Source organism: Rhodococcus sp. JS3073, assembly GCF_026810085.1.
Lineage (GTDB): Bacteria > Actinomycetota > Actinomycetes > Mycobacteriales > Mycobacteriaceae > Rhodococcus_F > Rhodococcus_F wratislaviensis.
Genome location: NZ_CP113951.1, coordinates 1024802 through 1050880, shown reverse-complemented (window position 1 = coordinate 1050880; position 26079 = coordinate 1024802). Strand labels below are relative to the sequence as shown.

Sequence of the window (26079 nt, the reverse complement as noted above, 5' to 3'; positions counted from 1 at the left end):
TACTGTGAGTCCTTCTCGACCCCGGGGGTCGAGAAGGACTCACGAGTGGTGCAGGCGCCTATTTCAGTTCGGCGAGGACGGTGCCCTGGGTGATGGCGGCGCCGGGTTCGACGGCGAGGCCGGTGACGGTGCCGGCCTTGTGGGCGTTGACGGGGTTTTCCATCTTCATGGCCTCGAGGACGGCGATGAGGTCGCCTTCGGCGACTTGCTGGCCTTCTTCGACGGCGACCTTGACGACGGTGCCCTGCATGGGGGCGGTGACGGCGTCACCGGAGGCGGCGCCGCCGTGGGCGCCGCCGCGGGTGCGGGCCTTGGGCTTCTTGCGGATCGCCCCGGCCGGGGCTGGGCCGGTGCCGAGGGTGAACTGGCCGGGCAGGGACACCTCGACGCGGCGGCCACCGACCTCGACGACGACGTTCTGCCGGGGCAGGGTTTCGTCCTCGTCGATCGGCTGGGTGCCGGTGAACGGTTCGATCTGGTTGTCCCATTCGGTTTCGATCCACTTGGTGTAGACGTCGAAGCCGGTGCCGTCGCCGATGAAGGCGGGGTCGGAGACGATGGCCCGGTGGAACGGGATGACGGTGGCCAGTCCCTCGACCTGGAATTCGGCGAGGGCGCGGCGGGCGCGGGCGAGGGCCTCGTCGCGGGTGGCGCCGGTGACGATCAGTTTGGCGAGCATGGAGTCGAACTGGCCGCCGATCACACTGCCGGTTTCGACGCCGGAGTCCATTCGCACGCCGGGGCCGGTGGGCGGGATGAACGTGGTGACCGGGCCGGGGGCGGGCAGGAAGCCGCGGCCGGCGTCCTCGCCGTTGATGCGGAATTCGAAGGAGTGCCCGCGGGGGGTGGGGTCCTCGGTGAGGTCGAGGTGTTCGCCGTTGGCGATCTTGAACTGTTGCAGGACCAGGTCGATGCCGGCGGTTTCCTCGGTGACGGGGTGTTCGACCTGCAGGCGGGTGTTGACCTCGAGGAAGGAGACGGTGTCGCCCTGGACGAGGTATTCGACGGTGCCGGCGCCGTAGTAGCCGGCCTCCTTGCAGATGGCCTTGGCGGAGGTGTGGATGCGGTGGCGTTGGTCGTCGGTGAGGAACGGGGCGGGGGCCTCCTCGACGAGTTTCTGGAAGCGGCGTTGCAGGGAGCAGTCGCGGGTGCCGGCGACGATGACGTTGCCGTGCTGGTCGGCGATGACCTGGGCTTCGACGTGGCGGGCCTTGTCCAGATACTGTTCGACGAAGCATTCGCCGCGGCCGAACGCGGCGACGGCCTCGCGGGTGGCGGAGTCGAACAGTTCGGGGATTTCCTCGATGGTGTGGGCGACCTTCATGCCGCGGCCGCCGCCGCCGAACGCGGCCTTGATGGCGACGGGGACCCCGTATTCCTTGGCGAAGGCGACGACCTCGTCGGCGTTCTTGACGGGGTCCTTGGTGCCGGCGGCCATCGGGGCCTTGGCTTTTTCGGCGATGTGCCGGGCGGTGACCTTGTCGCCGAGGTCGCGGATCGATTGCGGGGAGGGGCCGATCCAGATCAGGCCGGCGTCGATCACGGCCTGGGCGAAGTCGGCGTTCTCGGAGAGGAAGCCGTAGCCGGGGTGGATGGCGTCGGCGCCGGACTTGGCGGCGGCGTCCAAAATTTTGTCGAACACCAGGTAGGACTCGGCGGAGGTCTGCCCGCCGAGGGCGAAGGCTTCGTCGGCCAGGCGCACGAACGGGGCGTCGGCGTCGGGTTCGGCGTAGACGGCGACGCTGGCCAGGCCGGCATCGGCTGCGGCCCGGATCACCCGCACTGCAATCTCACCGCGGTTCGCGACGAGCACCTTCGTGATGTGCGCGCTGGCATGACTGGGCACTGAGCCTCCTGTGGTTCGCATGTTCTGTCTCCGCGGTGGCTCCCGTGGGTGTCACCAGCGGTCGTTTACGGCATCACTTCGGAGTCTAAGCACCGAACCGATCCGTGTTGTCACCGGATCGAAATTTCCCGTCAGGCCTGTCCGACGCTTCGCAACCCTACCGATGGGTAGCTGGTTGAAACCTGTTCCAGTTGTCTGCGGAGGCTCCCGACCCACGTGTGGACGCTCGCGGCAGCGATGTCGTTGCCCGGATATCGGACCGCCAAATTGACGCCTCGGGGGGTTCGATTGATCCAGGCGTACACGTCGTGGGTGTACTGCCGGCTCCGCAGCGCCCGGGCGTTGCGCTCGTGCCAGCGGCCCGCTTCGGGAACGAACCGGACGTCCATGTAGGAGACGACGAAGCGCGGCCGGATGGGGATGTCGAGTTCCTTCTCGATCTGGTCGAACGGAACCACCGAGATCGGTTTCGTCCGGGCCACGCTCTCGGCGGCTTCATGGGCGACGGAGGCGAAGTCGTGCGACGTCACCTCGAAGTCGATCGGGCTGAGACCCACGAACCATCCCAGTGCGGACGCCCACTGCGGGGAGTGTCGCGTATGGACCGGAGTGACGGTCCGAAAGCGTTGATCCCCTGCCACTTCCGCCCCGGCCATACCCAGACATGCGAGCAGGCCTGCGAAGAACCCCACATCCGCCTCGCGGCACGCCGAGTTGAACGCCGCTGCCTGGTCGGCATCGAGAATCCAGGCAGACAGGTTCTGCTGGGCGTACGAGGTGCGCGGGCCGACCTCGAGCGGGAACTCGGGGAGCCCCGGTCCCTCGAGTGCCGACCGCCACACGTCGAGGGCCTCACGTTTCACCTCGGCGTCGGTGGAGTTCTCACGCTCCTCACGGCCGAAGTCGATGTAGCTGCCGACGGGGAACAGGTTGGCCGTCCGGCCGGACAGTGCCTCCTCGTACAGGGCGGTCAACTCGTGGGCGACGAGCACGATGGAGAACCCGTCGATGATCGAGTGATCCGCCGCGAAGAACACCGTGAACCGGTCGCGTTCGACGGTTTCGAGTGTCGCGAAGACGTACGACGGCCAACTGTGCGGTGAGGCGTACTCGTCGAACAGTTGCTGCAGGTGGGCGAAGTTGTCGCCACCGGCGGCGTCGTACCCGTGGCTGACGACCCCCACGTGCAGCCCGCCCTGCGGCACGGTGCGCCGGCGCACGCGCTCGGTTTCCGCGTCGAACGTCGTGTGCGAGCGCAGCACCTCGTGACGATCCGTCCACTTCTCCAGCGCCGACCGAAAGGCGGTGACGTTCAGCGTGCCGTGAATCTCGAAGGCGGTACCCAGCCACGATTCGCGACCGCCGGAGTCGGAGCACCGGCGCAGGTGCGCCTCGTGGATGTACGAGGCCGGGCGAGGATCGTCCACCCATTCCGAGCGGGCGCACGGCAACCATTCGGTGAGCGCGCCCACCGGAACGGGGTAGTCGGCAAGTTCGGTGAATTCCATCAGTGTGTGTTCAGACCCTGCCTAGCTGCGAAGATGCCGCTTGATTCGCGCGAGCATCGCGGACATGCCGCGCAGCCGCAGGGGACTGACGGCGTCGGCGAGCCCGAGCGCGGAATAGAAATCGTCCGGAACGCCGAGGATGGTGGCAGCGCTGTGCCCGTCCAGGCCCTGGTGCAGGATCGACGCGAAACCGCGTGTCGTCGGCGCTTCCGCGGGCGCGCTGAAATGCAGCCGCACATGTTCCGGATCGGAGTCGTCGACCGACAGGAACAACGGGGACTGGCATTCGGGCACCGGTTCCATCGCGTCCTGCTCGAGTTCGGCGGGCAGAGGTGCCAGTTCCCGGCTGAACTCGAGCAGCAACTGCAGCTTGTCCGAGCCGTCGACGGCAGCGAAGTCGTCGACGATCTCGGCAAGCGAATCGGGTAGTTCGGTCATGACGATGCGCCGGGAACGTCTCCCGGCTCTTCACCCCTGACGATCGGAACGCGAACCATGTTGCCCCACTCCGTCCACGAACCGTCGTAGTTGCGGACGGTGGGGTAACCGAGCAGGTGGGTGAGGACGAACCAGGTGTGGCTGGAACGCTCACCGATGCGGCAGTACGCCACGATGTCGTCGTCGGCGGACACACCGCCGTAGATCTCGTTCAGTTCACCGCGCGAGCGGAACCGGCTGTCGGGCGCGGCTGCCTTGGCCCACGGAATGCTCAGCGCGCTCGGGATGTGGCCGCCGCGCAGCGCGCCCTCTTCCGGGTAGTCGGGCATGTGAGTGCGCTCGCCGGTGTACTCCTGAGGCGAACGCACGTCGATCAGCGGCCCCTTGCCGAGGTGATCGAGCACGTCGTCCTTGAATGCGCGGATCGGGGCGTCGTTGCGCTCGACCACCGGGTAGTCGGTGGGGGAGGTCTCGGGGACGTCGAACGCGGTGTCCCGGTTCTCGGCGATCCACGCGTCGCGGCCACCATCGAGGAGACGGACGTCCTCGTGCCCGAACAGCGTGAACACCCAGAGTGCGTACGCCGCCCACCAGTTGCTCTTGTCGCCGTAGATCACGACGGTGTCGTCGCGGCTGATGCCCTTGCGGCTCATCAGGTCGGCGAACACCTCGCCGTCGATGTAGTCACGCGTCACCGGATCGTTGAGATCGAGGTGCCAGTCGACCTTGACGGCGCCGGGGATGTGGCCGACGTCGTAGAGGAGCACGTCCTCGTCCGACTCCACCACCTTGAGGCCGGGTGTGCCCAGATTCGCGGACAGCCACTCCGTCGACACGAGCCGACCGGGATTGGCGTACTCGGCGAAGGACTGGGTGGGATCTGGCGCTACGGGCACGGGTGGGCTCCTGGGGCAGATGCGACGGGGACGGCGTCAATTCTAGGCGGACGCCGGACGTTCTTCCGACCGGCGTTCACACTTACCTTCCGCGGACGGTGAGGGAGGCCGCGCGGGCGCGTACATTCGCACCCGAACGGAGGCCCCATGCCCGACATCTCGACGCGCGCCGACCTGGAACTGCTGCTCCGGCATTTCTACGGCCGGGCATTGGCCGATCCGGTCCTCGAACCGGCCTTCGAGACGCTCGCGGTGATCGGCCTGGACGACCACCTGCCCGTCATGTGCGACTTCTGGGAGACGATCCTGCTGCGCACCGGCATCTACCGCGGCAGCGCATTCGCCGTACACCGGGCGCTGCACGGCCGGCACGGTTTCACCGACCGCCACTTCGACCGCTGGGTCGAACTGTGGACGTCCAGCGTCGACGAGTTGTTCGCGGGCGACGTCGCGCACCGGGCCACGGTCGAGGCAGCCAAGATCGCCGACGCGATGCGGCGACGACTGTTCGAGCCCTCCGGCGGTCAGACGACCGGAGTGCCTTCCAGGTTCAGCTGACTGGTGAGCTCCGCGATGGGAGTGACGCCGTTCTCGCAGATGTCGTGCATGATCTCCCGCAGCCGCACCAGGAACTCGGTGACCGCCCGGCGTGCCGTCGGCGTCTCGGGGAACCGCGACCGCAACGCGAGACCCCGCTGCGTGCGTGAGATCCAGAACTGCGCGTCGTCCGCGACCGTCACGTTGCTGATGTGGTGTGCGTTCAGCTCGTCGTGATCGTCGGTGCCGGGCAGTCTGCGGTAATCGATGTAGGAGACCATGAACACATCCGTGCGGGTGCGGCGGTATCCGTCACCGAGAGCCGCCCGCACCTGGGCCATCGTCACACCCTTGAGCGTGAGGGCCGTCCGGAACGAGGCGTGGGTGTGCGCCAGGGACGACTGGAAGTCGCAGTCGGGTGTCAGTTCGACCGTCAGCGGCGCGCTCGTCGTGAGCCACCCGATCGCATTGGCCCACTGTGGGTCCTGGCGAATGTGCAGCGGAAACTGCAACGGCATCCGGGAGATGCCGTTGATCGAGTGCACTGCCATGCCCATCGCGGTGAGCGTCCCGGTGAACAGGCTTCCCCCCGAGTCCAGGCAGATTTCCTCGAACCGCTCGGTGTCGGCGGCGTCGAGGAGGGGGCGGACGTCCGCTCCCTGCGGGGCGGGCCTGCCCGCCTCGACACCCAGATCGAGCGGGAAACTGGGCGCGGTGCCGCCGCAGCGCTCGTAGAAGCGTGCCCATTCGCGCACCCGGGGGTCGCCGATCTCCGTGACGGGCGCCTCGGCCTCCAGTTCGCAGTACCGCAGGAAGCTCCCCGGATCGCCGAGTTCCTTCGTCAGGTCCGCTTCCGTGAGCACAGCGGAGCCGCGGAGTCCGATGATTCGCTGATAGATCTGCCGGAGTTCGCCCAGCGCGATGACGAGCGAGTATCCGTCGACGAGTGTGTGATCGAACGCGCTGACGACGGTGTAGTGCGAGTCGCGCTCGATGGTGGCGAACAGGTACGCGGGGAACGTCAGCGGGTCGCACGCCTCGGTGAACCGGTACCGCAGATGGTCGCGGAGCTCGTCCGGTGACGTCGTCGCCGAGGACTCGGACGCGACGACGGTGATGTCCTCGGGATCGAGGTCCACGCGCGCCATCGCGTCCGGGCTCACATCGAAGCCGGTCTGCAGAGTGTCGTGACGCCGGATGAAATGCACCAGAGCCTGCGCGAGCGCGTCCCGGTCGAGTGTCCCGGGAAGGTCGAATGCCGCTGCCATCCAGACGCTTCGCCCGACCCCGTGGGTCCGTGCGGTGTCGAGGTGGAATTGCTGGTTGTACGACGGCGGCACCGCGGACGGGGAGATCTCGCCCGGCGCGACGGACCATTCCGTCACCAGGCCGGGTTCGAGCATGTACCGGTCGATCGACGTGACGTGCACTACTCCACCCCTGCGGCAGTCGCGGAGTCCGCCGCCGCCGGCACGAACGGTGACACCGTGTAATCGCCTTCGCGGGCAACGGTTCTCATGATGGTCGACAACCGTTCCGCATATGCGGTCACGGACCGGTGCGCCTCGTCGGTGTCGGGGTGCGAGACGGCCATCCACGTGCCCTCGAGGACGCGGTTGATCCAGATCGACGCGATCTGGGTGGCCTTGCCCCCCACGATGCCGGTCGCCCGCGTCGACGTGAAGCTCTCGGTCTGCGGCAATCGCCGCCCGTCGATGTACGACACGATCGGAGGCGGCGCCAGTGTGGTGGGCTGCGACATCGCCTCGGGTCCGGCCTGAGCGAGAACGGTGTCGATCACCTGCTGCACCGATACTTCGCCGAGCGCCTTGCCCGACCGGTAGGCGTCCTGTGCGCGCTGGGCGAGCCCGGTGAACGTGGTGGCGTCCTCGAGGGCGAACCCGACCGGAATGAGATTGATGAACCACCCCTGGGACCAGTAGAACTGCGGGTCGGTGCGGGTGGTGAGGGGGGACAGCGCCATGTAGCGGTCGCGCCCGACCAGTTCGTGTTCGGTGATGGCGAGGGCCGCGAACACGCCGCCGATGAAGTTGGAACCGTGTGCTTTGCACACGGCACCGAACCGCTCGCACTCGTCGGCGTCGGCTAGGTCGAATCGGCTGCCGATGGCCGGCTTCGGTTCGTCCGACGCCCCGAGGTCGAGGGGGAAACTCGGGAAGGTGCCGCCGTTGCGGGTGAGGTGACCGATCCAGCCGTGCACCTCGGGGGAGGCGAGGGTCAGCGTCGCCGCTTTCTCCCGCTCCCGCCGGCTGTATTCCACGTAGCTTCCCGGATCGGGCAGCTCGGGCTGGACACCGTCGAGTTCGGCCTGATAGATGATCCGTGTCTCGGCGAACGTGAGGATCATCGACTGCATGTCGGTGTGCGCATGATCGACGGCGTGGAACAGGGTGAAGCTGTCGTCGGTCCCGGGAGCCGCGGCGTCGTAATGTTCCACCACGCCGAACACGAATGCAGGCCAGGCCAGTGCGCTCGTGTCGTTCGCGAAGCGCGCGGCGATGTGGTCGCGGACCTGTTCAGGGGTGGTGAGGTTCTCGCTCTCGTGCGCCGTGAGGGCGATCGAGTCGACGGGCACGACGTGCCGCCGGACCGCGTTCGCGGTGTCCGTGGGGTCGGCGTCCGCGTTCTCGAACGAGAACCAGCTGTGCAGCGTGTCGTGCCGCAGGATGTAGCGCTCGAGGGTCCGGGTCATCGCGGCGCGGTCGAGCCTGCCCGGGAAGTCGAACGCGATGCCGATCCACGGGGACTGGGTCTCGCCGTTGTTCGCCGCCAGCCGGGCCCGCCGCAGGTGCCGCTCCTGCATGGTGGTCGGCAGTGCCGGATCCACCGGCGCTTCGGCAGCCGCACGTGCACTCGCGTCCGTGACTTTCCACTCGACGACCCTCCCAGGCTCTGGCTTCCAGTGGGTGATCAAGTTCAAGTCCATCGAGCGGCTCCTCGGGTGTCGAATCGGTTGCGAGTTCGGTCGGGTGTGGCACGGACTTCTCGCAACAGGATGCGGCACCGAGTGCCTTACCGCGAGAGGTAAAGAAGTATGAGACTGATTACAGGTCGGTCCCGGTCCAGTCAAGTGTCGGGCAAAAGGGTTCTACGCTGCAAGTTCTTCGCGTATTATCCAGCAACCTTTGAACCACCTCACAGCATTCTGTGAGGTTCGAGCCGCTAGCCTGTCCGGATGCCTGTGACTCAGCGTGACGCACTCTATCGAGGCGAACTCGGTCGGTGGGTCCCGTGGCTGGGTCTGGCCACCAGTCTCGCCGCCGTATTCATGCAACTCCTGGACGCGACCATCGTCAACGTCGCGCTTCCGAGCATCGCGGTCGATCTCGGCGCCTCGGTGTCGGCGCAGCTGCTGATGGTGAGCGTCTACACGCTGTCCTTCGCATGTTCGCTGATCACAGCGGCGCGACTGGGGGATCTACTCGGCCGGCGACGCGTCTTCCTCACAGCACTGGCCGTCTTCATCGTCGCCTCACTGCTCTGCGGCCTGGCCCAGTCGCCGACCGCTCTCGTGGTCTCGCGGGCGTTGCAGGGCCTCGCGGCGGGGTCGATGTCGGCTCAGACGTTCGCCATCATCTCGGGACTCTTTCCGAAACGCTCCCACCCGCGCGTGTTCGGAATCTACGGCGCGACCATCGGGCTCGCCACGATCTGCGGTCCGCTCGTCGGCGGACTTCTCATCCAGTGGGACCTCTTCGACTGGGGTTGGCGGCTGATCTTCTTCGTCAACCTCCCGATCGGACTCGCGGCGCTGGTCCTCGGCTACTTCTATCTGGTCGATGCGAAGCCCGACGGCATCCGCCGACTCGACGTGGGCGGCGCCGTGCTGTCGGCGGTCGGCCTGTTCCTCCTGATCTTTCCGCTCGCGGAGGGGAGGGAACGTGGCTGGCCGACGTCGATCGTGGTGATGCTGCTGTGTTCGGTGCCGGTCCTGATCGCGTTCGTGGTCTACGAGTGGCGGCTCGGGCGCCGCGGCGGCGACCCTGTTCTGCGCCTCGAGTTGTTCACCGACCGCGCGTTCTCGCTCGGCGCGGCCATCGCGTTCGTGTTCTTCGGGACGCTCACGTCGTTGATCTTCACCATCTCCCTCACGCTGCAGTTCGGGTTCGGGTTCTCACCGCTCAGGGCCGGGGTGATGACGTTGCCGTGGGCCCTGGGGACCGGCCTCGCCGCGCTGGCGTCCGCCGTCGTCTACCGGCGCATCGGCAACCTCGTCCTGCCTCTCGGGATGGTGCTCTTCGCCGGCTCCCTCGTCGTGCTGGCGGCGCAACTGCAGCACGAGGGCACCGATCCGCGGTGGTCGGCGCTGGCCGGACCCCTGTTCATCGGGGGAGCCGGCCTCGGTTTGTTCGTGGCGCCGCTCCAGACGGCGATCCTCGCGACCGTGCAGCCGCGCAACGCAGGTTCGGTGTCGGGCCTGCTCCCGACAGTCCAGCAGGTGGGCAGCTCGATCGGGCTCGCAGTGATCGGCGTCGTGTTCTTCAACCTCGTCGCGACGCAGTCGGCGGACGCGGTGCAGGCCGAGCGGCCTGCGCTGATCGCGCAGCTCGCCGAGGCCGGGGTGCCGCCGGCGCTGATTCCGCGGGCGGAGGAGACGTTCGTACGATGCGCGACGGAGCAACTCGGGTCGACGTCCCCGATGAAGGTGCCGGACGAATGCCGTTCTCCGGCCTCCGGAGGTGCGGCGCTCGGTGCGACTCAGCAGCAGATCGCCGACTCCGCGGTGGTGGCCGCACGGGAATCGACGCGATCAGCGGCAGGCGAGGCGTTCCTCCAGGCAGAACGCCGCATCCTCTGGATCATCGCGGCGGTGGCGGCCGCGATCGGTGTGGCGTCGCTGACGCTTCCGCGCCGGAACCAGCAGGTCGACGAACGGTCAGCCGACGCGGCCTGACGACGCCCACAACTCGGCGACGCCGACGCCGACCTCCGCGAGCAACCTCCGGACGAGCGGCAGACCGATCCCGATCACGCTGGACGGATCGCCCTCGATTCGGTCCACGAACCAACCCCCGAGGCTGTCCAGGGTGAACGCGCCCGCGACCTGCAGTGGTTCCCCGGTCGCGAGGTAGGCCTCCAGATCGGCGTCCGGTGGGCTCGCGAAATGGACGACGGTGGCGCTGTGATCGTGTGCGTCACCCACCACCGCGCCCTCCGCGATCCGCAGGACGCTGTGCCCGGTGAGCAGGGTCGCGCTACGGCCGGCCATCGCCGACCACCGCGCGCGGGCGACGTCGACGGTTCCGGGTTTGCCCTGGAGGGACCCGTCGATGAGCAGCATGGAGTCGCATCCGACCACCACGGCGTCCGAGATCCCGTCCCGGGCGAGAACGGGGAGGACGTCGCTCGCCTTGGCGCGGGCCAGTTCGGTGACGACGTGCTCCGGGGCGGCGTCGGCACCGAGTGCCGCGATGAGAGCGTCCTCGTCGACTCCGGAGACTCGCACGACCGGCTCCACCCCGGCGCTGCGCAGAACAGCCAGCCGCGCTGGGGAAGCCGAGGCGAGAACGAAGGACGTCACCGGATCCGGATCAATGCCGGTACGCCGACACGTTCGGGAACGCGTAGGGCGAGAACGGGGCGATGCTGCGGTGCATCCGCGTGGGAGCACCCCAGGACTCGGGCGGGACGTGCGAATCGGGATCACCGCTGCCGGCGGCAGCGACCGCGGACAACACCGCGACGAGCGCCGCGATCTCCTCGTCGGAGGGTGAGCCCTTGACCACCGTGAAGAAAGGCTTACGCGCAGCGTCGGCCGCTGTTCCGTCCGTGTCACTCGGCACGTCGGTCGCCGCGCCGTTCGTGGTCGTGGTGTCCGCTGCGGAACCGTTGACTGACGGCGTCGCGTCCGGGCCGGTCTCGGTGCGCAATTCGTCCTCGGTGATCGCGGTCATAGGGGGATGTTCCCATGCTTCTTGGGCGGGAGGGTGACCATTTTGCGTTCGAGCAGGCGCAGGGCGGCCACGATCTGTCCGCGGGTGTGGGACGGGGGGATGACGGCGTCGACGTAGCCGCGTTCGGCGGCGACGTACGGGTTGACGAGGGTGTCCTCGTATTCCTGTTGCAGTTGCAGGCGCAGGGCGTCGACGTCGTCGCCGTTCTTGGCGGCCTCGAGGAGGCGTTTGCGGTAGACGAAGCCGACGGCGCCGGAGGCGCCCATGACGGCGATCTGGGCGGTGGGCCAGGCGAGGTTGACGTCGGCGCCCATGTGCTTGGAGCCCATCACGTCGTAGGCGCCGCCGTAGGCCTTGCGGGTGATGACGGTGATCTTCCCGACGGTGGCCTCGCCGTAGGCGTAGAGGAGTTTCGCGCCGCGGCGGATGATGCCGTTGTATTCCTGGTCGGTGCCGGGCAGGAAGCCGGGGACGTCGACGAGGGTGATGATGGGGACGTTGAACGCGTCGCAGGTGCGCACGAAGCGGGCGGCTTTTTCGGAGGCGTCGATGTCGAGGCAGCCGGCGAACACGGTGGGCTGGTTCGCGACGATGCCGACGGAGCGGCCGTCGACGCGGCCGAAGCCGACGACGATGTTGCCGGCGCGTTCGGCCTGGACCTCGAGGAATTCGTCGTCGTCGAGGATGCGGCGGATGACCTCGTGCATGTCGTAGGGCTGGTTCGCGGAGTCCGGGATGAGGGTGTCGAGTTCGAGGTCCTCGCCGGTGAGGGAGTCTTCGATGGACCCGGTGATCGGGTCGGTGGGCAGCATCCGGGGGGCGGCGGCCTGGTTGTTGGACGGCAGGTAGGACAGCAGGTCCTTGACGTAGTCGAGGGCGTCCTGTTCGCCGGAGGCGACGTAGTGGGCGACGCCGGATTTGACCATGTGGGTGTGGGCGCCGCCCAAATCTTCCATGGTGACGTCTTCGCCGGTGACGGTCTTGATGACGTCGGGGCCGGTGACGAACATCTGGGAGGTCTGGTCGACCATGACGACGAAGTCGGTCAGGGCGGGGGAGTAGACGTGGCCGCCGGCGGCGGGGCCCATGATCAGCGAGATCTGCGGGATGACGCCGGACGCCTGGACGTTGCGGTGGAAGATTTCGCCGTAGAGGCCGAGGGAGACGACGCCTTCCTGGATGCGGGCGCCGGCGCCTTCGTTGATGCCGATCAGGGGGCGGCCGGTCTTGAGGGCGAGGTCCATGACCTTGACGATTTTTTCGCCGTAGATTTCGCCGAGGGAGCCGCCGAAGACGGTGGCGTCCTGGGAGAAGACGCAGACGTCGCGGCCGTCGACGGTGCCGTAGCCGGTGACGACGCCATCGCCGACGGGGCGGTTGTCGGCGAGGCCGAAGTTCACCGAGCGGTGCCGGGCGAGGGCGTCGAGTTCGACGAAGCTGCCCTCGTCGAGCAGGGCGGTGATGCGTTCGCGGGCGGTGAGCTTGCCCTTGGCGTGGACCTTTTCGGCCGCGGCTTCACCGCTCGGGTGCTGCGCCTCGGCCTGACGATTACGCAGGTCGGCGAGCTTTCCCGCCGTCGTGTGAATATCGGGCGTACTCGCCGACTCCGCCGCGCTCGGCTCCTGAACAGTGGTCATGACAGGTCAGCTTAACGAGAGCCGGCGAGCTTCTGCCAAGGGAGGTGGTCAGGCGGCGGGTTGCCCGGACCCGGCTACTGACCAGTACCTTTTCCTGCTCGTCCTAGGCTGTGGTGATGTGGACCGACCTGAACCGACCTCCTCTCAACGCCGACAATCTGCGTGCGGCACTCGTCCGCGGTGACGACGACAGCGACACCCGCAGGTTCTGGGCGCGCCTCGACGTCGTGCAGGAGACCGGGTCCACCAACGCCGATCTTCTCGCGCGCGCCGCGTCGTCGAGCTGCGACCGGCACGTGCTGCTCGCCGAATTCCAGGGCAGCGGCCGGGGCCGCCACTCACGCGCCTGGGTGAGTCCGCCGCAGGCGCAGATCGCGGTCTCCGTGTTGCTGACGATGCCGGGCATGGGCGTCCAGGACATGGGGTGGCTGCCACTGCTGACCGGTGTCGCCGTCGTCGACGCGCTCCGCGCGACCGCCGAGGTGCCCGCGGTACTCAAGTGGCCCAACGATGTGCTCATCGACGGCCGCAAGGTCGCCGGCATCCTCGCCGAGGTGTCCGCCACGGCACCGGATCCCGCGGTGGTCGTCGGGATCGGTCTCAACGTGAGCCTCACGAGGGAGGAACTGCCCGTCGAGCACGCCACGTCCCTCGTCCTCGAAGGTGCCGAGGTCAGTGACCGCGACACCCTCGTGCGGGCGGTGCTGCGCGCCATCGCCGATCGCTGGCAGCAATGGCACGACTCCAACTGGGACGTCACGGAACTCGCCGCGGCCTACCGCGCCCGCTGCGGGACGCTCGGCCAGCGGGTGCGCGCCGAACTGCCCGGCGGTCGCGAACTGATCGGCATCGCAACGGACGTCGACGCGGAGGGCCGGGTCGTGATCGCCCCCGACGGCCAGCCCGGAACGGTCGCCGTCGCCGCAGGTGACATCACACATTTACGCCCGGTGCGCACCGAGTAGTGCCACACTGTGGTACATGAGTACCTCAATTCCGGAGTCCTCCGTCACCGCGGCCCGGCGCACGTTGACCGGCCTCACGGTGGTGCTCGGTCTGCTCACACTGGGTCTCGGCATCGCGGTGCTCGTATGGCCGCACGTGACGCTCACGGTTCTGGCCGTCCTGATCGCCATCCAGTTCTTCGGCTTCGGGATCGTCCAGATCATCCGGGCGTTCGCCGACGTCGAGGCCGGGGGAGCCGCACGGACGCTGGTGGGCGTATCCGGCGCCCTGGCAATACTTCTCGCGTTCCTCGTGCTGAGGAGCCCGCTCCAGACCGTCGTGATCATCGCGCTCGTCGTCGGTGCATGGTGGGTGTTCCGGGGTGTCCTCGAAATCGTGGAAGGCGCCTCGGGTTCGGTCGCGGATCGCGGGCTGACCATCGTGCTCGGCGTGATCAGCGTCGTCGCCGGAGGCTTCGTGCTCCTGCAGCCCGAACTGTCGCTCGAGGTGTTCGTGATCGTGGTCGGAGTGTGGATGGTGCTGTACGGCATCATCATCGTCATCACCCCGATAGTGCTCAGCCGCATGCGGTAGAGGCACACTCTTCGCATGGGATATCCGGAGGACGCCCTCGCCGAGGACGAGGAACTGCTGCTTCACCGTCATCCACACTGGAAGATGCTGTTGCTCCCCGCCGTCACCTTTCTGCTGGCGACGGCCGTGGCGGGTTTCGCGGCGGGGTTCGCCGAGAACAAGCTGGACGGCTCCGCGCTGAACGTCGTGCTCGTCGTCGTCCTCGTGGTGTGGCTGGGCCTCGTCGTATGGCGCTGTGTCGCGCCGTTTCTCAGCTGGAAGTTCACCCACTTCATCGTCACCGACCGTCGTGTCCTCATCCGTCAGGGTGTGATGACGCACACCGGGATCGACATTCCGATGGGACGCATCAGCAACGTCCAATTCCGGCACGGCCTCCTCGACCGGATGCTCCGCACCGGAACGCTCGTCATCGTGTCGTCTTCCGACGACCCGCTGGAATTCGACGACATCCCCGACGTCCAGCGTGTCCACTCGCTGCTCTATCACCAGGTGTTCGACGCGATGGATCTCCACCGCGAACGGGAGCGAGACGACCCGCGCGGCGACGCCGACACCGGCAAAGGCTGGTAACCGGTCACAGCCGTCTTCGCACCTCCGTACGCTGTGGAGGTGACTGCTGTATTGCTTGCCGAAGATGACGAAGCCATTGCCGCCCCGCTGTCGCGGGCACTGGGCCGGGAGGGATACGACGTCACCATCGAGCAGACCGGCCCCGCAGCGCTGGAGCAGGCTCTCGACGGAGCGTACGACCTGTTGATCCTGGACCTCGGCCTCCCGGGGATGGACGGACTCGAGGTGTGCAGGCAAGTGCGCGCCCACAGTTCGGAACTGGCAGTGCTCATGCTCACCGCACGCACCGACGAGGTCGACTTCGTCGTCGGACTCGACGCGGGCGCCGACGACTACGTGGGCAAGCCGTTCCGGTTGGCGGAGCTGATGGCCCGGGTGCGCGCCCTGCTGCGCCGTCGCGGCGGCGGTGAGGATTCCGTCGTCGAGGTCGGCGGCATCCGGCTCGAACCGGCGGCCCGACGGGTGCTCGTGAACGGAACCGAGATCGCCCTCGCCAACAAGGAGTACGAGCTTCTCCGGGTGCTGCTCGAACACGCGGGTCAGGTGGTCTCCCGCGACACCATCCTCGCCGAGGTCTGGGGCGACGTGGAACTGCGCGGCTCGAAGACACTCGACATGCACATGTCGTGGCTTCGCCGGAAGATCGGTGACGAGGGCCCCGCCGCCGAGCGTCGCATCGCGACGGTCCGCGGCGTCGGTTTCCGCATCAACACCGACTAGGCGGGGTAGTGCGCCGCAGAATTCTCCAGTCGATCCTCGCAGTCGTGATCCTGACGGCGCTGCTGCTCGGTGTGCCGCTCATCTACACGGCGTGGCTGTGGGTCGAGGATTTCAACCGGAGCGATCTCCAGGTCCGGCTCGATCGGATGGCGACGGAGATCATCACCCAGGAGGGCGTCAACGGTGTCGTCGAGGGTGATCTCGACACGAACTCCCTGCGTCTGCTGACGCCCGCCGGGGGCCGACTGGTGGTGGTCTATCCGACCACCGACGACGGCGCCGCGCGAGTGGACATCGGCGAATCGTCCGTGCAGTCGCCGCTCGTGGAATCTCTCGCGATGGGCACGTCCGGTTCGCTCCGCCTCGAAGTGCCGTCCGACGAGATGCGCACCCAGCAACGCCAGGCCGTCGGTGCCGTCGCGCTGCTGGTGCTCGTGTCCATCGCGGCAGGCACCGTGGTCGCCTACGTCACAGCGAAGCGGCTCGCCGATCCGCTGCGGGACGTCGCCAACCGGGCGGCCCGGCTCGCGGAGGGCGACTTCCGGCCGGACGTGCGGCGTCACGGCATCCCCGAACTCGACCGCGTCTCCGACGTCCTGGACTCCGCGACCGTCGAGATCGCGGGACGGCTGCAGCGCGAACACGCACTCGTCGCGGACGTCTCACACCAGCTCCGCAGCCGGCTCACCGCCGTCCGCCTCCGGCTCGACGAACTGTCCGTGCACTCGGACCCCGCGGTCGTGGTCGAGGCCGACGAGGCGATGGCGCAGGTGGACCGACTGACCGTCGCGATCGACGAACTGGTCCGCTCGTCACGCAGCAACGGCACCGAGACCCAGGTGTCGGTGATCCGGGAGCTCAGTGTGGTCATCGCGGACTGGAAGCGGCCGTTCGAGGACGCCGACCGCGAACTGGTGCTGCGCGGGGACACGAACGTGATGGCGTCGACCACCGGTTCCCGGCTCCGTGAGGCCGTCGCGGTGCTCGTCGACAACGCGCTCATGCACGGGGCGGGGACATGCACCGTCGCGGTGCGTCTGATCCAGGGTCAGAATCTCAGGACGCCCGGCGAGGAGACCTCGCCGCGCGAGACGATGGTGTGCGTCGAGGTGTCGGACGAGGGAGTCGGGGTCAGCAACGACCTCGCGCCACACATCTTCGATCGCGGTTTCTCGGGGGCCGGTTCGACCGGTGTGGGCCTGGCGCTGGCCCGTGCACTCATCGAGGCCGACGGTGGCCGGCTGGAACTGCAGCGTCGCCGTCCGGCCCTGTTCGCGATCTTCGTTCCCCTCGCGCGCGAGCACGTGCCGACACGGGTCACCGGGATCCGGGAACCGCGCTGACGATCAGGAGTGGCCGAACTCTTCCTCGACAGCTTCGTCGACGAGGTCCGGATCGATGATGTGCACGTTCTCGTCGGGGAAGGCGAACCGGCGGAGCGCCCAGAACCGGAACACCATCTGCAGCAGGTTTCCGATGATGTAGTTGAGCACGAAGTCGACCACCACCAGTGTGGTCAGGTTCTCCTGGCTGGCACGGATGTCGAACACGTTGTTGGCGATCCACAGGGGCGCGGCGGCGAGGAGTACGCCGATCCCGCTGATCGTGAAGAACAGCAGGGCCTCGTGGTGTCGTTCACGTCCGCCACGGTTCTTGAACGACCATTCGCGGTTGAGAATGTAACTCAGGACCGTCGCGAGAATTCCGGACAGAACTTTTGCGACAACAGGCTTCTCTTCGAGGATCGTCAGGCTCAGCGAATAAAAGATGGCGAGGTCGAAGATCATGGTGGTGCCGCCCACAATCGCGAACTTGATCAGTTCGTGATGCCGCAACGCGAGAGCCCGAAAAGGCTGGGGAACGCGTGCTAGGACGCCGTCGACAAATGACACAACGGATGAGTTTACGAAAGTCGGACCGGATACCACCAATTGGCGGCGAGATCATCAGGAGAATCACAGAAAGTGCGGACCGGCACCTCGGCGGCGGAACCCCGCGCCGGACGTGACAAACTAGTGACCCGTGACCGGCAACTCTGACTCCACACCGCGTCCCACGACACCCCGCGATCTGACCGCCGGGCAACCCGTCGTGACGATGATCGGTGGCGGCCAACTCGCGCGGATGACCCACCAGGCCGCGATTGCGCTCGGCCAGACACTGCGGGTGCTCTCGGGCACCGCCGACGAACCCGCAGCGCAGGTGAGCCCCGACGTCGTCCTCGGCAGCCACACCGACCTCGACGCGCTCCGCAGGGCCGCGGTCGGGTCGCACGCGCTGACCTTCGACCACGAGCACGTGCCCACCGAGCACCTCGACATCCTGGTCGCCGAGGGCGTCAACGTGCAGCCGCCGCCGACGGCACTCATCTATGCGCAGGACAAGCTGGCGATGCGCCGCAAGCTCGCCGAACTCGGCGCACCGGTCCCGGCCTACGCCGAGGTGACCTGGGCCGAGGACGTCGTCAAATTCGGCGCCGAACACGGATGGCCGGTCGTGATCAAGGCCGTCCGCGGCGGTTACGACGGTCGCGGCGTGTGGATCACCGACGATCCCGACGAAGCCGAGCGCATCGTCACCCGGCAACTCGACCAGGGTGTCTCCCTCATCGTCGAGGAAAAGGTCGAGATGCGGCGTGAGCTGTCCGCGATGGTGGCGCGGTCACCGTTCGGCCAGGGCGCCACGTGGCCCGTCGTGGAGACGGTGCAACGCCACGGGCAGTGCGCCGTGGTCCTCGCCCCCGCCCCCGCTCTGCCCGACTCGGTCGCCGAGGCCGCCGAGGAACTCGCGCTCCGCATCGCGTCCGAACTCGGGGTGGTCGGCGCGATGGCCGTCGAACTGTTCGAAACCACCGACGGAACGCTCGTCGTCAACGAACTCGCGATGCGCCCGCACAACTCCGGCCACTGGACGATGGACGGCGCCCGTACCTCACAGTTCGAGCAGCACCTGCGCGCCGTCCTCGACTACCCGCTCGGCGACACCGCACCGCTCGCGCCGATCACGGTGATGGCGAACGTGCTCGGTGCGCCGACGGCCCCCGAGATGAGCATGGACGAACGCGTCCACCACCTCTTCGCCCGGATGCCCGACGCGAAGATTCATCTGTACGGCAAGGGTGAGCGTGAGGACCGGAAGATCGGCCACGTGAACATCGTCGGGGGACCCGGCTCGATCGACGACCCCGAGTATGTGGCGCGGGTACGGGAGCGTGCCGAGCGTGCCGCCCACTGGCTCTCGCACGCTGAATGGACCGACGGATGGGATGTACACGGTGAGTGACACGGCAGCACGGCAGGGCGCACAGGTCGGGCTCATCATGGGCAGCGACTCGGACTGGCCCACCATGGAGGCCGCCGCCGAGGCGCTCGCCGAGTTCGGGGTGCGTTTCGAGGTGGGTGTCGTCTCCGCGCACCGCACACCGCAGCGCATGCTCGACTACGCGAAGGACGCGGCCGGCCGCGGCATCCAGGTGATCATCGCCGGCGCCGGGGGCGCCGCCCACCTACCGGGCATGGTCGCGTCGGCCACCCCACTGCCCGTCATCGGTGTGCCCGTCCCGCTGAAATACCTCGACGGCATGGACTCGCTGCTCTCGATCGTGCAGATGCCCGCAGGCGTCCCCGTCGCAACCGTGTCCATCGGCGGCGCCCGCAACGCCGGTCTGCTCGCCGTCCGCATCCTCGGCGCCTCCGACCCCGCACTGCAGCAGCAGATGGTCGCGTTCCAGGACGGGCTCGAGAAGATGGTCCTGGACAAGGACAAGGCACTGCGCGACAAGCTGCTGGGCTGACCGCGTCGAACTGAGCCGCCACTCTTCGCTGCTCCGGGGCCGAATCAGCCCTGGGGGAGCAAGGAGTGGCGGCTCAGTTCACTTCGGGCGCCGACTGCGAAGCCGTCGACGCACCGCATCGATGATCTCGGCGGCGACCACATCGGGATGCGCCAGCACGTCGTAGGCGGCGAAGCGGAGCACCATCCACCCCTCACTGACGAGCCAGTTCTGACGCCGTCGGTCGTTCCGGAACACGTCGGGCTCGCTGTGGAACTCGCGGCCGTCGACCTCGACCACGATCCGCGCCTGCTCGTCGGCGAAATCACCCACGTACGGACCGATCGGGTGGTTGGCCTCGAGCGGGAAACCGCGAAGGCTGAGCTGGCGACCGAGTACCCGCTCGGGTTCCGACGCGGCTCGGAGGGCAGCGTGGCGTAACAGTCGCCGTGCCGCGGGCGCACCGTGCCGACCGTGGTGAGCGGCGCAGAGGTCACGGAACTCGTGCGGATCGACGCTGCGGTCGAGTTCGCTGTCGACGAGGGACGCCACGTCTCCTTCGGGCATGACGACTGCGCAATCGAAGAGCGCCTGGGCGGGCGACACCGCCGGAAGAAGGGACACCATCGACACCGTGTGCGGTGCGAGGTCGCGGCGGTACAGCCGAAGCCAGTCCGGCGGCGTGACGCGGAGGCCCCGGGGAATCGTCGCCTCGACGACCGCCGGCTCGGGCAACCAGCCGTAGAGCCAGGCCGCGGTGCGGTGGCTCAGGACCGCGGCCGGCCGCCATGCCGACACGGCGGCACACCGCACGTACGTGTCGGGTTCGACGAGGGAATACACCGTGGGCAGCACGCGGTGGTAGCTGCCACTTCGGCACCGGGCGGCGATGGTACTGCGGGTGATTCCGGCGTCGGTGAGTTCTTTCAGGGTACGAATGCGTGCGGTCATGATCGACAGCATCGTGGTGGGCGCGTCATCCCTGCCGCGCGCGAACTGGGACTTCAGGTTGGTCTGTGGATGGGCGAGAAGTTGTGGATGAACCTCGCCTCGAGCACTTATCCTGCGCCTGTGAAACGCAGCCGCGGTGTGCCGATGATCCGAGCGTCGCGGGGGAACCCCCAGTCCGCGGCGATCACACGGCTCGCGCTGGCGTACGCCCGACTGTGGGGCGCCCGCATCACGTTCGACGCCAACTTCGGCATCTTCGTGTGCAGCGGGATGCGGGGTGGGTACGCACGCGGCGGGACGACGATCGGCGGCGCATTTCTCACCGGCCGGGACCCGGCGAGAGCGCTCGTGCGACACGAAGCGGTCCACGCCGACCAATGGGCTACGTACGGGTGGACCTTCGCGCTGCGGTACCTGTTCGAGGAGTTGCGGCACCGCGGTGCCCGGAACAGGTTCGAGATCGCCGCGGGCCTCGCGGACGGCGGCTACCGGGAGAGTTGACGGGTGATCTTCTCGGTGTCCACGCGCCTCGACCGGGCTGCGGGGTCGGCGTTGGTGACCTGCACGAGTGACGCGCCGGCCGCGAAGACGGCCACCAGACCGTCGATCAGGGCGTCGGGGGAGTCCCACGCCTCTTCGGACAGCACCCGGTCGGTACCGGTGATCCCCTGCGATTCGGCGGAGGCGAGCGCCGCGGCGAGAACGTCGTCGACGCTCTTGCCCGCCAGTGCGGGTCCGGCGACCGTCGGCCGGAACTGGTCGCCGTGGACGCGCACGGACGTGGCGTAGTCGGTGATGCCGACGGGGAGGTCGGGGACGGGCCTGCCGAACGCGTCCAGCGACAGCGCCGCAACCTCGGGTACGTCCTCGACGTCGCCCAGGTGCTGGGCCGAGACGAGTGCGATTTCGGCGTCCGCATCGGGTTCGAGCACGACCTCGGCGCCGGCCCACCATGCGCCGAGCAGAACCGCGGCGGTCTGCCAGTGCGCGGGAAGGAGCACCGCGACGCGGGCGCCGGGCTCGACGCCGAATTCGTCACGCAGCAGGTTGGCGGTTTTGGCCGCCCAGTTGGCGAGCGTGAGGGCCGAGAGTTCGACCCGTTCGCCGGTGGCGTCGTCGTAGAACGTGACGCGCGGTCCGGCCGGGTCGTTCTTCAGGATGGGGTCGAGCAGGGCGTCGGTCAGCGTGCGGGACGCATGGTTCATGGACACGATCCGTCTCTCATTTTCTAGTTCACACAACGCGGGCCCGACGAGCCGGCATCGATGGGCGGGCCGGGCGGTGCCGGGGTGGGGGTCGTTCCTGCCGTGGACGCGGGCTCGAGGCCCGTCTCCGAGGACTCGGACGACGTGGTGGTGCCGGTGGTTTCGGCGGACGTCGGCCCCTGGTAGTCACTCGACAGCACCACCCGCACCGAACCTTCGGGCAGTGTCGCGTCGGTGTCGGTGGGGAGCCCGCCGAGTGCTGCGGCGACCGCCTTCGCGCTGTCGTCGTCCGCGGAGTGCGCGAAGACTGTGGTCTCGCTCACCGACTCGCCCGTGTAGTTGCCGACCTCGCCCTGGCCGTAGCCGAGCGACGTCAGGGCATCGGCGACGCCGTTCGCGAGGCCCCCGACGTCGCTGGCGTTCGCAACGTCGACGGTGACGGTCGAGGCGTCGATCTTGGGCGTCTCGGACGTGGTGGTGTCTTCCGAGTCGGTGGGCTCCTCGCCGACCAGACCGGCCACGTACTTCTTCACGTCCTTCGGCTTGACCTCGACGATGGACTCGCCGTAGTCGGTCGTGCCGTTGAGATCCGCGACCGGAATCGTGTCGAACTGCACCTTGCCGCCGGCGAGGTCCTGAAGTTGGGTGGCGAACTCGATGATGTCCCAGTCGTCGTCGAGCACGACCGAGCGTTGCACCGCGCCGCTGAGTTCGTTCAGTTTGCCCGGGTCGCTGAGAGTCTTCGCGGACAGCACCTTGCCGACGAGCGAGGCCATGAACACCTGCTGACGCACGATGCGGTCGAGGTCGCCGCGGGGGAGGTCGTGGCGCTGGCGGACGAAGCTCAGAGCGTCCGCACCCTTCAACGTCTGCTCACCCGCGGGGAAGTGCGCGCCGGACATGTCCTCGTCCACCGGTTCGTTGAGGCAGACGTCGACGCCGCCGACGGCGTTGGTGAGGAGGACGAACCCGAGCAGCCCGACCTCGGCGTAGTGGTCGACGGTGATTCCCGTGAGATCGGCCACCGATTGGATGAGCGCCTCGCGGCCTGCCTTCGTCGACTCCTCCTCGGCTTCCTTGTCGCTGGCTCCGTCCTCGACGAGCTTCAGCCGCTCGGTCTCCTTGGTGGCGCCGTACGCGGCGTTGATCTTCGACATGCCGATGCCCGGCACGTCGACGTAGGAGTCGCGGGGGATCGAGATGGCAGTGGCGGAGCTCCCGTCGTTGGGAACGCGGATGAGGACGATGGTGTCGGTGTTGGATGCCACCTCCTCGCCGGCCCGAAGCGAGTCGAGTTCCTCCTGGGACAGGGGGTTGCCGTGGGCGTCGGTGCGGCTGTCCGTGCCGACCATGAGGATGTCGACGGCGCCGTCGGCGCTCCCGCCGAGGCCCAGGCCGCCCGCGGTTGCCAGATTGTTGCGCAGCGAGTCGATACTCCGCCAGGCGAATCCCGTCACGACGAGGGCGAGCACCGACAGCACCGCCACAGCGATGTGAATCGGCCGCCGAGCTGTGCTCGGGGGTGCGTCTGGTGCGGGTTGCTCGTGTGACACGGAAACCAGGCTACTGGTCGACGCGCCGGGAGCAGGGACGCGTCGATCGGCGTGCCAGACTGACCCCCGTGACGAACATCCTTGTGACCGGCGCCCGTGGACAGTTGGGTGGGCATGTCCTCCGACGAGCGGAGGCGACCGGAATTCGGGCCCGGGGTGTGGGGTCGGACGAACTCGACATCACCGACCCCGACGCGGTGAAGGCGCAGGTCGAAGACGGATCGGTGGTGATCAACTGTGCCGCGTACACCGCGGTCGACGCTGCGGAGTCGGACGAGGACACCGCCCGGGCGGTCAACGAGACGGGGCCCGCGAACCTGGCGGCGGCGTGCGCCCGGGCGGGTGCCCGGCTGATCCACGTCTCCACCGACTACGTCTTCGCCGGGCAGGCCGACACGCCGTACGAGGTGGACGCCCCGACCGGACCCGCGACCGCCTACGGGCGCACGAAACTCGCCGGCGAACGCGCCGTTCACGCAGCGCTTCCGTCCGCCCACGTCGTGCGCACCGCCTGGGTCTACACCGGGGTCGGCACCGACTTCGTCTCCACCATGCTCCGGCTCGAGCGTGAACATGACACGGTCGACGTCGTGGACGATCAGGTGGGCTCGCCCACATTCGCCGGCGACCTGGCCGATGCGTTGCTCGAACTCGCCGCGCGCGGCGACGTCGATGCACCGGTGCTGCACGCGACCAACTCGGGCCGGGCGAGTTGGTTCGACCTTGCGCGCGCCGTGTTCGAGGAGGCAGGTGCGGACCCTGGGCGCGTGCGCCCGTGCACGAGCGCCCAGTTCGTGCGGCCCGCCCCGCGACCGGCCTTCTCGGTCCTGTCCGGCCGTGCGTGGGCCGACGCCGGGCTGACCCCGTTGCGGCCGTGGCGAGACGCGTTGCATGCAGCCCTGCATGCAGTGGTGTGAGGCGGACCCTGTTTCAACGGCTACGCTTGCCCGCGTGAGTTCGAAGCTGGCCGTGGTGACGGTGACCTATTCGCCAGGCGAGCATCTGGAGCAGTTCCTGGGCACTCTCGCCGAGGCGACGAAAGAAGATCCGCAGGTCGTGATGGCCGACAACGGATCGACGGACGGCGCCCCCGAGGCCGCGGATGCGGCGCACGAGCACGTGCGCCTGCTGCGGACCGGCGGGAACATCGGCTACGGCGGTGCCATCAACAGGGCTGTGGCGGAGATCGACGACGAGATCGAATTCGTCGTCATCGCCAATCCGGATGTTCGCTGGGCGCCCGGATCGATCGACGTACTCCTCGCGGCCGCCGAGCGCTGGCCGCGAGCGGGGGCGCTCGGCCCTCTCGTGCTGGAACCCGACGGGAGCGTCTACCCGTCGGCGCGCCAGGTGCCCGACCTCGTGTCCGGGGCCGGGCACGCGGTTCTCGGCACGGTGTGGCCGTCCAACCCGTGGACTGCCGGCTACCGCCAGGAGAACGAGACGGTCAGTGAGCGGTCGGTCGGCTGGTTGTCCGGTTCGTGCCTGTTGATGCGCCGCGCGGCCTTCGACTCGATCAACGGCTTCGATTCCCGCTACTTCATGTACATGGAGGATGTCGACCTCGGTGACCGGCTGGGCAAGGCCGGCTGGCTCAACGTGTACGTGCCCTCCGCCGAGGTCACCCACGCGAAGGGGCACGCCGCGGGCAAGCATCCGGAACTGATGCTGCCCGCTCACCATCAGAGCGCGTACCGGTTCCAGGCCGATCGTCATCCCCACTGGTGGCAGGCGCCGCTGCGGTGGGCACTTCGGGGAGGATTGGCAGTGCGGTCGAAGATCGCCGTGGCTGCCGCAGTCCGGGAACGACGCACGAACCAGAACGAGGGGGGAACGACTCATGGCAATTGAGAAGACGACCGATGCAGTGGTGCTGGTCGGCGGTAAGGGAACGAGGCTTCGCCCGCTGACCTTGTCGGCGCCCAAGCCCATGCTGCCCACGGCGGGTCTGCCGTTCCTCCAGCATCTGCTCGCCCGGATCGGGGCGGCCGGGATCACGCACGTGGTCCTCGGCACATCCTTCAAGGCGGAGGTCTTCGAGGAGTACTTCGGCGACGGCTCGAAGCTGGGACTCGAGATCGACTACGTCACCGAGACCGAACCGCTCGGCACCGGTGGCGGCATCCGCAACGTTCTGCCGAAGCTGCGCGGTGACCACGCCATGGTCTTCAACGGCGACGTCCTCGGCGGCACCGACCTGGGCGCGATCCTCGACACCCACCGGAACCGGGACGCCGACGTCACCCTGCACCTCGTCCGGGTCGGGGATCCGCGGGCGTTCGGCTGCGTGCCCACCGACGCGGACGGCCGGGTCACCGCGTTCCTCGAGAAGACGCAGGACCCGCCGACCGACCAGATCAATGCCGGCTGCTACGTCTTCAAGCGCGAGATCATCGAACGGATCCCCGAGGGACGCGCGGTGTCGGTGGAGCGCGAGGTGTTCCCGTCGCTGCTGGCCGAGGACGCCCGCGTGTACGGACACGTCGACTCCTCGTACTGGCGCGACATGGGCACCCCCGAGGACTTCGTGCGCGGTTCCGCGGACCTGGTGCGCGGCATCGCTCCGTCGCCTGCGCTCGACGGGCCCCGCGGCGAATCGCTCGTCCACCCGGGTGCGGGTGTCGCCCCGGGTGCGCTGCTGATCGGCGGAACCGTCGTCGGCCGCGGCGCCGAGGTGGGTGCGGGCGCACGACTCGACGGCGCGGTGCTGTTCGACGGTGCCGTGGTCGAGGCCGGAGCGACCGTCGAACGGTCCATCATCGGTTTCGGCGCACGCATCGGGCCGCGGGCGCTGGTGCGTGACGCGGTGATCGGTGACGGAGCCGACATCGGCGCCCGGTGCGAACTCCTGCGCGGCGCCCGGGTGTGGCCGGGCGTGACGTTGCCCGACGGCGGGGTCCGGTTCAGCACGGACGTGTGAGAGATCAACGTACCCCATGCCCTGAAGGGCCGGGTTTGCCAGTCGCGTCCCCGACCGGCTGTCAGGTGC

General features: G+C 68.2%; 26 protein-coding genes. 13 read left to right on the top strand and 13 right to left on the bottom strand.

Annotated features, from left to right (window positions below; genetic code table 11):
• Positions 1-58 precede the first annotated feature (58 nt).
• The 4 genes from OYT95_RS05085 to OYT95_RS05070 form a co-directional block, all read right to left on the bottom strand.
• A complete protein-coding gene (locus OYT95_RS05085) occupies positions 59-1846 on the bottom strand; it encodes an acetyl/propionyl/methylcrotonyl-CoA carboxylase subunit alpha (RefSeq protein WP_268790905.1) in 1788 nt (595 codons plus the stop codon).
• A gap of 131 nt (positions 1847-1977) precedes the next feature.
• On the bottom strand, positions 1978-3354 hold the full coding sequence (locus tag OYT95_RS05080; RefSeq protein WP_268790903.1) for a condensation domain-containing protein: 1377 nt from the start codon (positions 3352-3354) through the stop codon (positions 1978-1980).
• 21 nt (positions 3355-3375) lie between these two features.
• Positions 3376-3792, bottom strand: a complete 417-nt coding sequence (locus OYT95_RS05075) for a SufE family protein (protein ID WP_037241309.1) — start codon at positions 3790-3792, stop codon at positions 3376-3378.
• Entirely contained in the window at positions 3789-4688 is a 900-nt protein-coding gene (locus OYT95_RS05070) for a sulfurtransferase (RefSeq protein ID WP_037241306.1), read from the bottom strand. The genes OYT95_RS05075 and OYT95_RS05070 overlap by 4 nt, the downstream gene beginning before the upstream one ends.
• Positions 4689-4835: 147 nt before the next feature.
• Between OYT95_RS05070 and OYT95_RS05065 the strand changes: the two genes are divergently transcribed.
• Positions 4836-5246, top strand: a complete 411-nt coding sequence (locus tag OYT95_RS05065; protein WP_037241304.1) for a group III truncated hemoglobin — start codon at positions 4836-4838, stop codon at positions 5244-5246.
• Here OYT95_RS05065 and OYT95_RS05060 read toward each other — a convergent pair.
• Positions 5213-6655: a condensation domain-containing protein gene (locus OYT95_RS05060; RefSeq protein ID WP_037241300.1), complete on the bottom strand. Its 1443-nt coding sequence runs from the start codon at positions 6653-6655 to the stop codon at positions 5213-5215. The genes OYT95_RS05065 and OYT95_RS05060 overlap by 34 nt on opposite strands.
• Positions 6655-8172, bottom strand: a complete 1518-nt coding sequence (locus OYT95_RS05055; protein WP_037241297.1) for a condensation domain-containing protein — start codon at positions 8170-8172, stop codon at positions 6655-6657. Before OYT95_RS05055 ends, OYT95_RS05060 begins: the two co-directional genes overlap by 1 nt.
• Positions 8173-8421: 249 nt before the next feature.
• On the opposite strand from OYT95_RS05055, the gene OYT95_RS05050 reads away from it, so the two are divergent.
• Positions 8422-10140, top strand: a complete 1719-nt coding sequence (locus OYT95_RS05050; protein WP_268790902.1) for an MFS transporter — start codon at positions 8422-8424, stop codon at positions 10138-10140.
• Here the strand turns inward: OYT95_RS05050 and OYT95_RS05045 are convergent.
• The 3 genes from OYT95_RS05045 to OYT95_RS05035 are packed head-to-tail and all read right to left on the bottom strand — an operon-like array spanning position 10123 to position 12777.
• Entirely contained in the window at positions 10123-10767 is a 645-nt protein-coding gene (locus OYT95_RS05045) for a Maf family protein (RefSeq protein ID WP_037241292.1), read from the bottom strand. The genes OYT95_RS05050 and OYT95_RS05045 overlap by 18 nt on opposite strands.
• 10 nt (positions 10768-10777) lie before the next feature.
• The gene (locus OYT95_RS05040) at positions 10778-11140 is read right to left on the bottom strand and encodes an acyl-CoA carboxylase subunit epsilon (RefSeq protein ID WP_268790901.1); all 363 of its coding nucleotides are present in this window, start codon (positions 11138-11140) and stop codon (positions 10778-10780) included.
• Entirely contained in the window at positions 11137-12777 is a 1641-nt protein-coding gene (locus OYT95_RS05035; protein ID WP_268790900.1) for an acyl-CoA carboxylase subunit beta, read from the bottom strand. The genes OYT95_RS05040 and OYT95_RS05035 overlap by 4 nt, the downstream gene beginning before the upstream one ends.
• Before the next feature lie 116 nt (positions 12778-12893).
• On the opposite strand from OYT95_RS05035, the gene OYT95_RS05030 reads away from it, so the two are divergent.
• The 5 genes from OYT95_RS05030 to OYT95_RS05010 are packed head-to-tail and all read left to right on the top strand — an operon-like array spanning position 12894 to position 16952.
• Positions 12894-13742 (top strand): biotin--[acetyl-CoA-carboxylase] ligase, encoded by an 849-nt coding sequence (locus tag OYT95_RS05030; RefSeq protein WP_268790899.1) that lies wholly within the window; start codon positions 12894-12896, stop codon positions 13740-13742.
• Between the two features lie 16 nt (positions 13743-13758).
• Complete coding sequence (locus OYT95_RS05025) at positions 13759-14316, top strand: HdeD family acid-resistance protein (RefSeq protein WP_005264683.1); 558 nt, start codon at positions 13759-13761, stop codon at positions 14314-14316.
• A gap of 15 nt (positions 14317-14331) precedes the next feature.
• Positions 14332-14889 (top strand): PH domain-containing protein, encoded by a 558-nt coding sequence (locus OYT95_RS05020; protein ID WP_105413190.1) that lies wholly within the window; start codon positions 14332-14334, stop codon positions 14887-14889.
• 39 nt (positions 14890-14928) lie between these two features.
• Positions 14929-15609: a response regulator transcription factor gene (locus OYT95_RS05015; protein WP_025432276.1), complete on the top strand. Its 681-nt coding sequence runs from the start codon at positions 14929-14931 to the stop codon at positions 15607-15609.
• 8 nt (positions 15610-15617) lie between these two features.
• Complete coding sequence (locus OYT95_RS05010; protein WP_037245070.1) at positions 15618-16952, top strand: sensor histidine kinase; 1335 nt, start codon at positions 15618-15620, stop codon at positions 16950-16952.
• A gap of 3 nt (positions 16953-16955) precedes the next feature.
• Here the strand turns inward: OYT95_RS05010 and OYT95_RS05005 are convergent, their stop codons facing one another.
• Positions 16956-17501, bottom strand: a complete 546-nt coding sequence (locus OYT95_RS05005) for a GtrA family protein (RefSeq protein WP_037179117.1) — start codon at positions 17499-17501, stop codon at positions 16956-16958.
• Between the two features lie 130 nt (positions 17502-17631).
• Here OYT95_RS05005 and OYT95_RS05000 point away from each other — a divergent pair, with 130 nt between their 5' ends.
• Together OYT95_RS05000 and purE are read left to right on the top strand one after the other, a co-directional pair.
• A complete protein-coding gene (locus OYT95_RS05000) occupies positions 17632-18891 on the top strand; it encodes a 5-(carboxyamino)imidazole ribonucleotide synthase (protein WP_037245073.1) in 1260 nt (419 codons plus the stop codon).
• The gene (gene purE / locus OYT95_RS04995; RefSeq protein WP_005563291.1) at positions 18875-19402 is read left to right on the top strand and encodes a 5-(carboxyamino)imidazole ribonucleotide mutase; all 528 of its coding nucleotides are present in this window, start codon (positions 18875-18877) and stop codon (positions 19400-19402) included. Before OYT95_RS05000 ends, purE begins: the two co-directional genes overlap by 17 nt.
• Before the next feature lie 78 nt (positions 19403-19480).
• On the opposite strand, the gene OYT95_RS04990 is transcribed toward purE, so the two are convergent.
• A complete protein-coding gene (locus tag OYT95_RS04990) occupies positions 19481-20332 on the bottom strand; it encodes a DUF559 domain-containing protein (protein ID WP_268790898.1) in 852 nt (283 codons plus the stop codon).
• 144 nt (positions 20333-20476) lie between these two features.
• Between OYT95_RS04990 and OYT95_RS04985 the strand changes: the two genes are divergently transcribed.
• Positions 20477-20833 (top strand): hypothetical protein, encoded by a 357-nt coding sequence (locus OYT95_RS04985; protein WP_268792199.1) that lies wholly within the window; start codon positions 20477-20479, stop codon positions 20831-20833.
• Here OYT95_RS04985 and OYT95_RS04980 read toward each other — a convergent pair.
• Together OYT95_RS04980 and OYT95_RS04975 are read right to left on the bottom strand one after the other, a co-directional pair.
• Positions 20818-21537 (bottom strand): TIGR03089 family protein, encoded by a 720-nt coding sequence (locus tag OYT95_RS04980; RefSeq protein ID WP_005240016.1) that lies wholly within the window; start codon positions 21535-21537, stop codon positions 20818-20820. The genes OYT95_RS04985 and OYT95_RS04980 overlap by 16 nt on opposite strands.
• Before the next feature lie 23 nt (positions 21538-21560).
• On the bottom strand, positions 21561-23090 hold the full coding sequence (locus tag OYT95_RS04975) for an LCP family protein (protein WP_442972543.1): 1530 nt from the start codon (positions 23088-23090) through the stop codon (positions 21561-21563).
• A gap of 68 nt (positions 23091-23158) precedes the next feature.
• Here OYT95_RS04975 and rfbD point away from each other — a divergent pair, with 68 nt between their 5' ends.
• The 3 genes from rfbD to OYT95_RS04960 are packed head-to-tail and all read left to right on the top strand — an operon-like array spanning position 23159 to position 26010.
• Entirely contained in the window at positions 23159-24007 is an 849-nt protein-coding gene (gene rfbD, locus OYT95_RS04970) for a dTDP-4-dehydrorhamnose reductase (RefSeq protein WP_268790897.1), read from the top strand.
• 34 nt (positions 24008-24041) lie between these two features.
• Positions 24042-24941, top strand: a complete 900-nt coding sequence (locus OYT95_RS04965; protein WP_128639027.1) for a glycosyltransferase family 2 protein — start codon at positions 24042-24044, stop codon at positions 24939-24941.
• Positions 24931-26010: a sugar phosphate nucleotidyltransferase gene (locus tag OYT95_RS04960; protein WP_037245084.1), complete on the top strand. Its 1080-nt coding sequence runs from the start codon at positions 24931-24933 to the stop codon at positions 26008-26010. The genes OYT95_RS04965 and OYT95_RS04960 overlap by 11 nt, the downstream gene beginning before the upstream one ends.
• Positions 26011-26079: the final 69 nt, after the last annotated feature.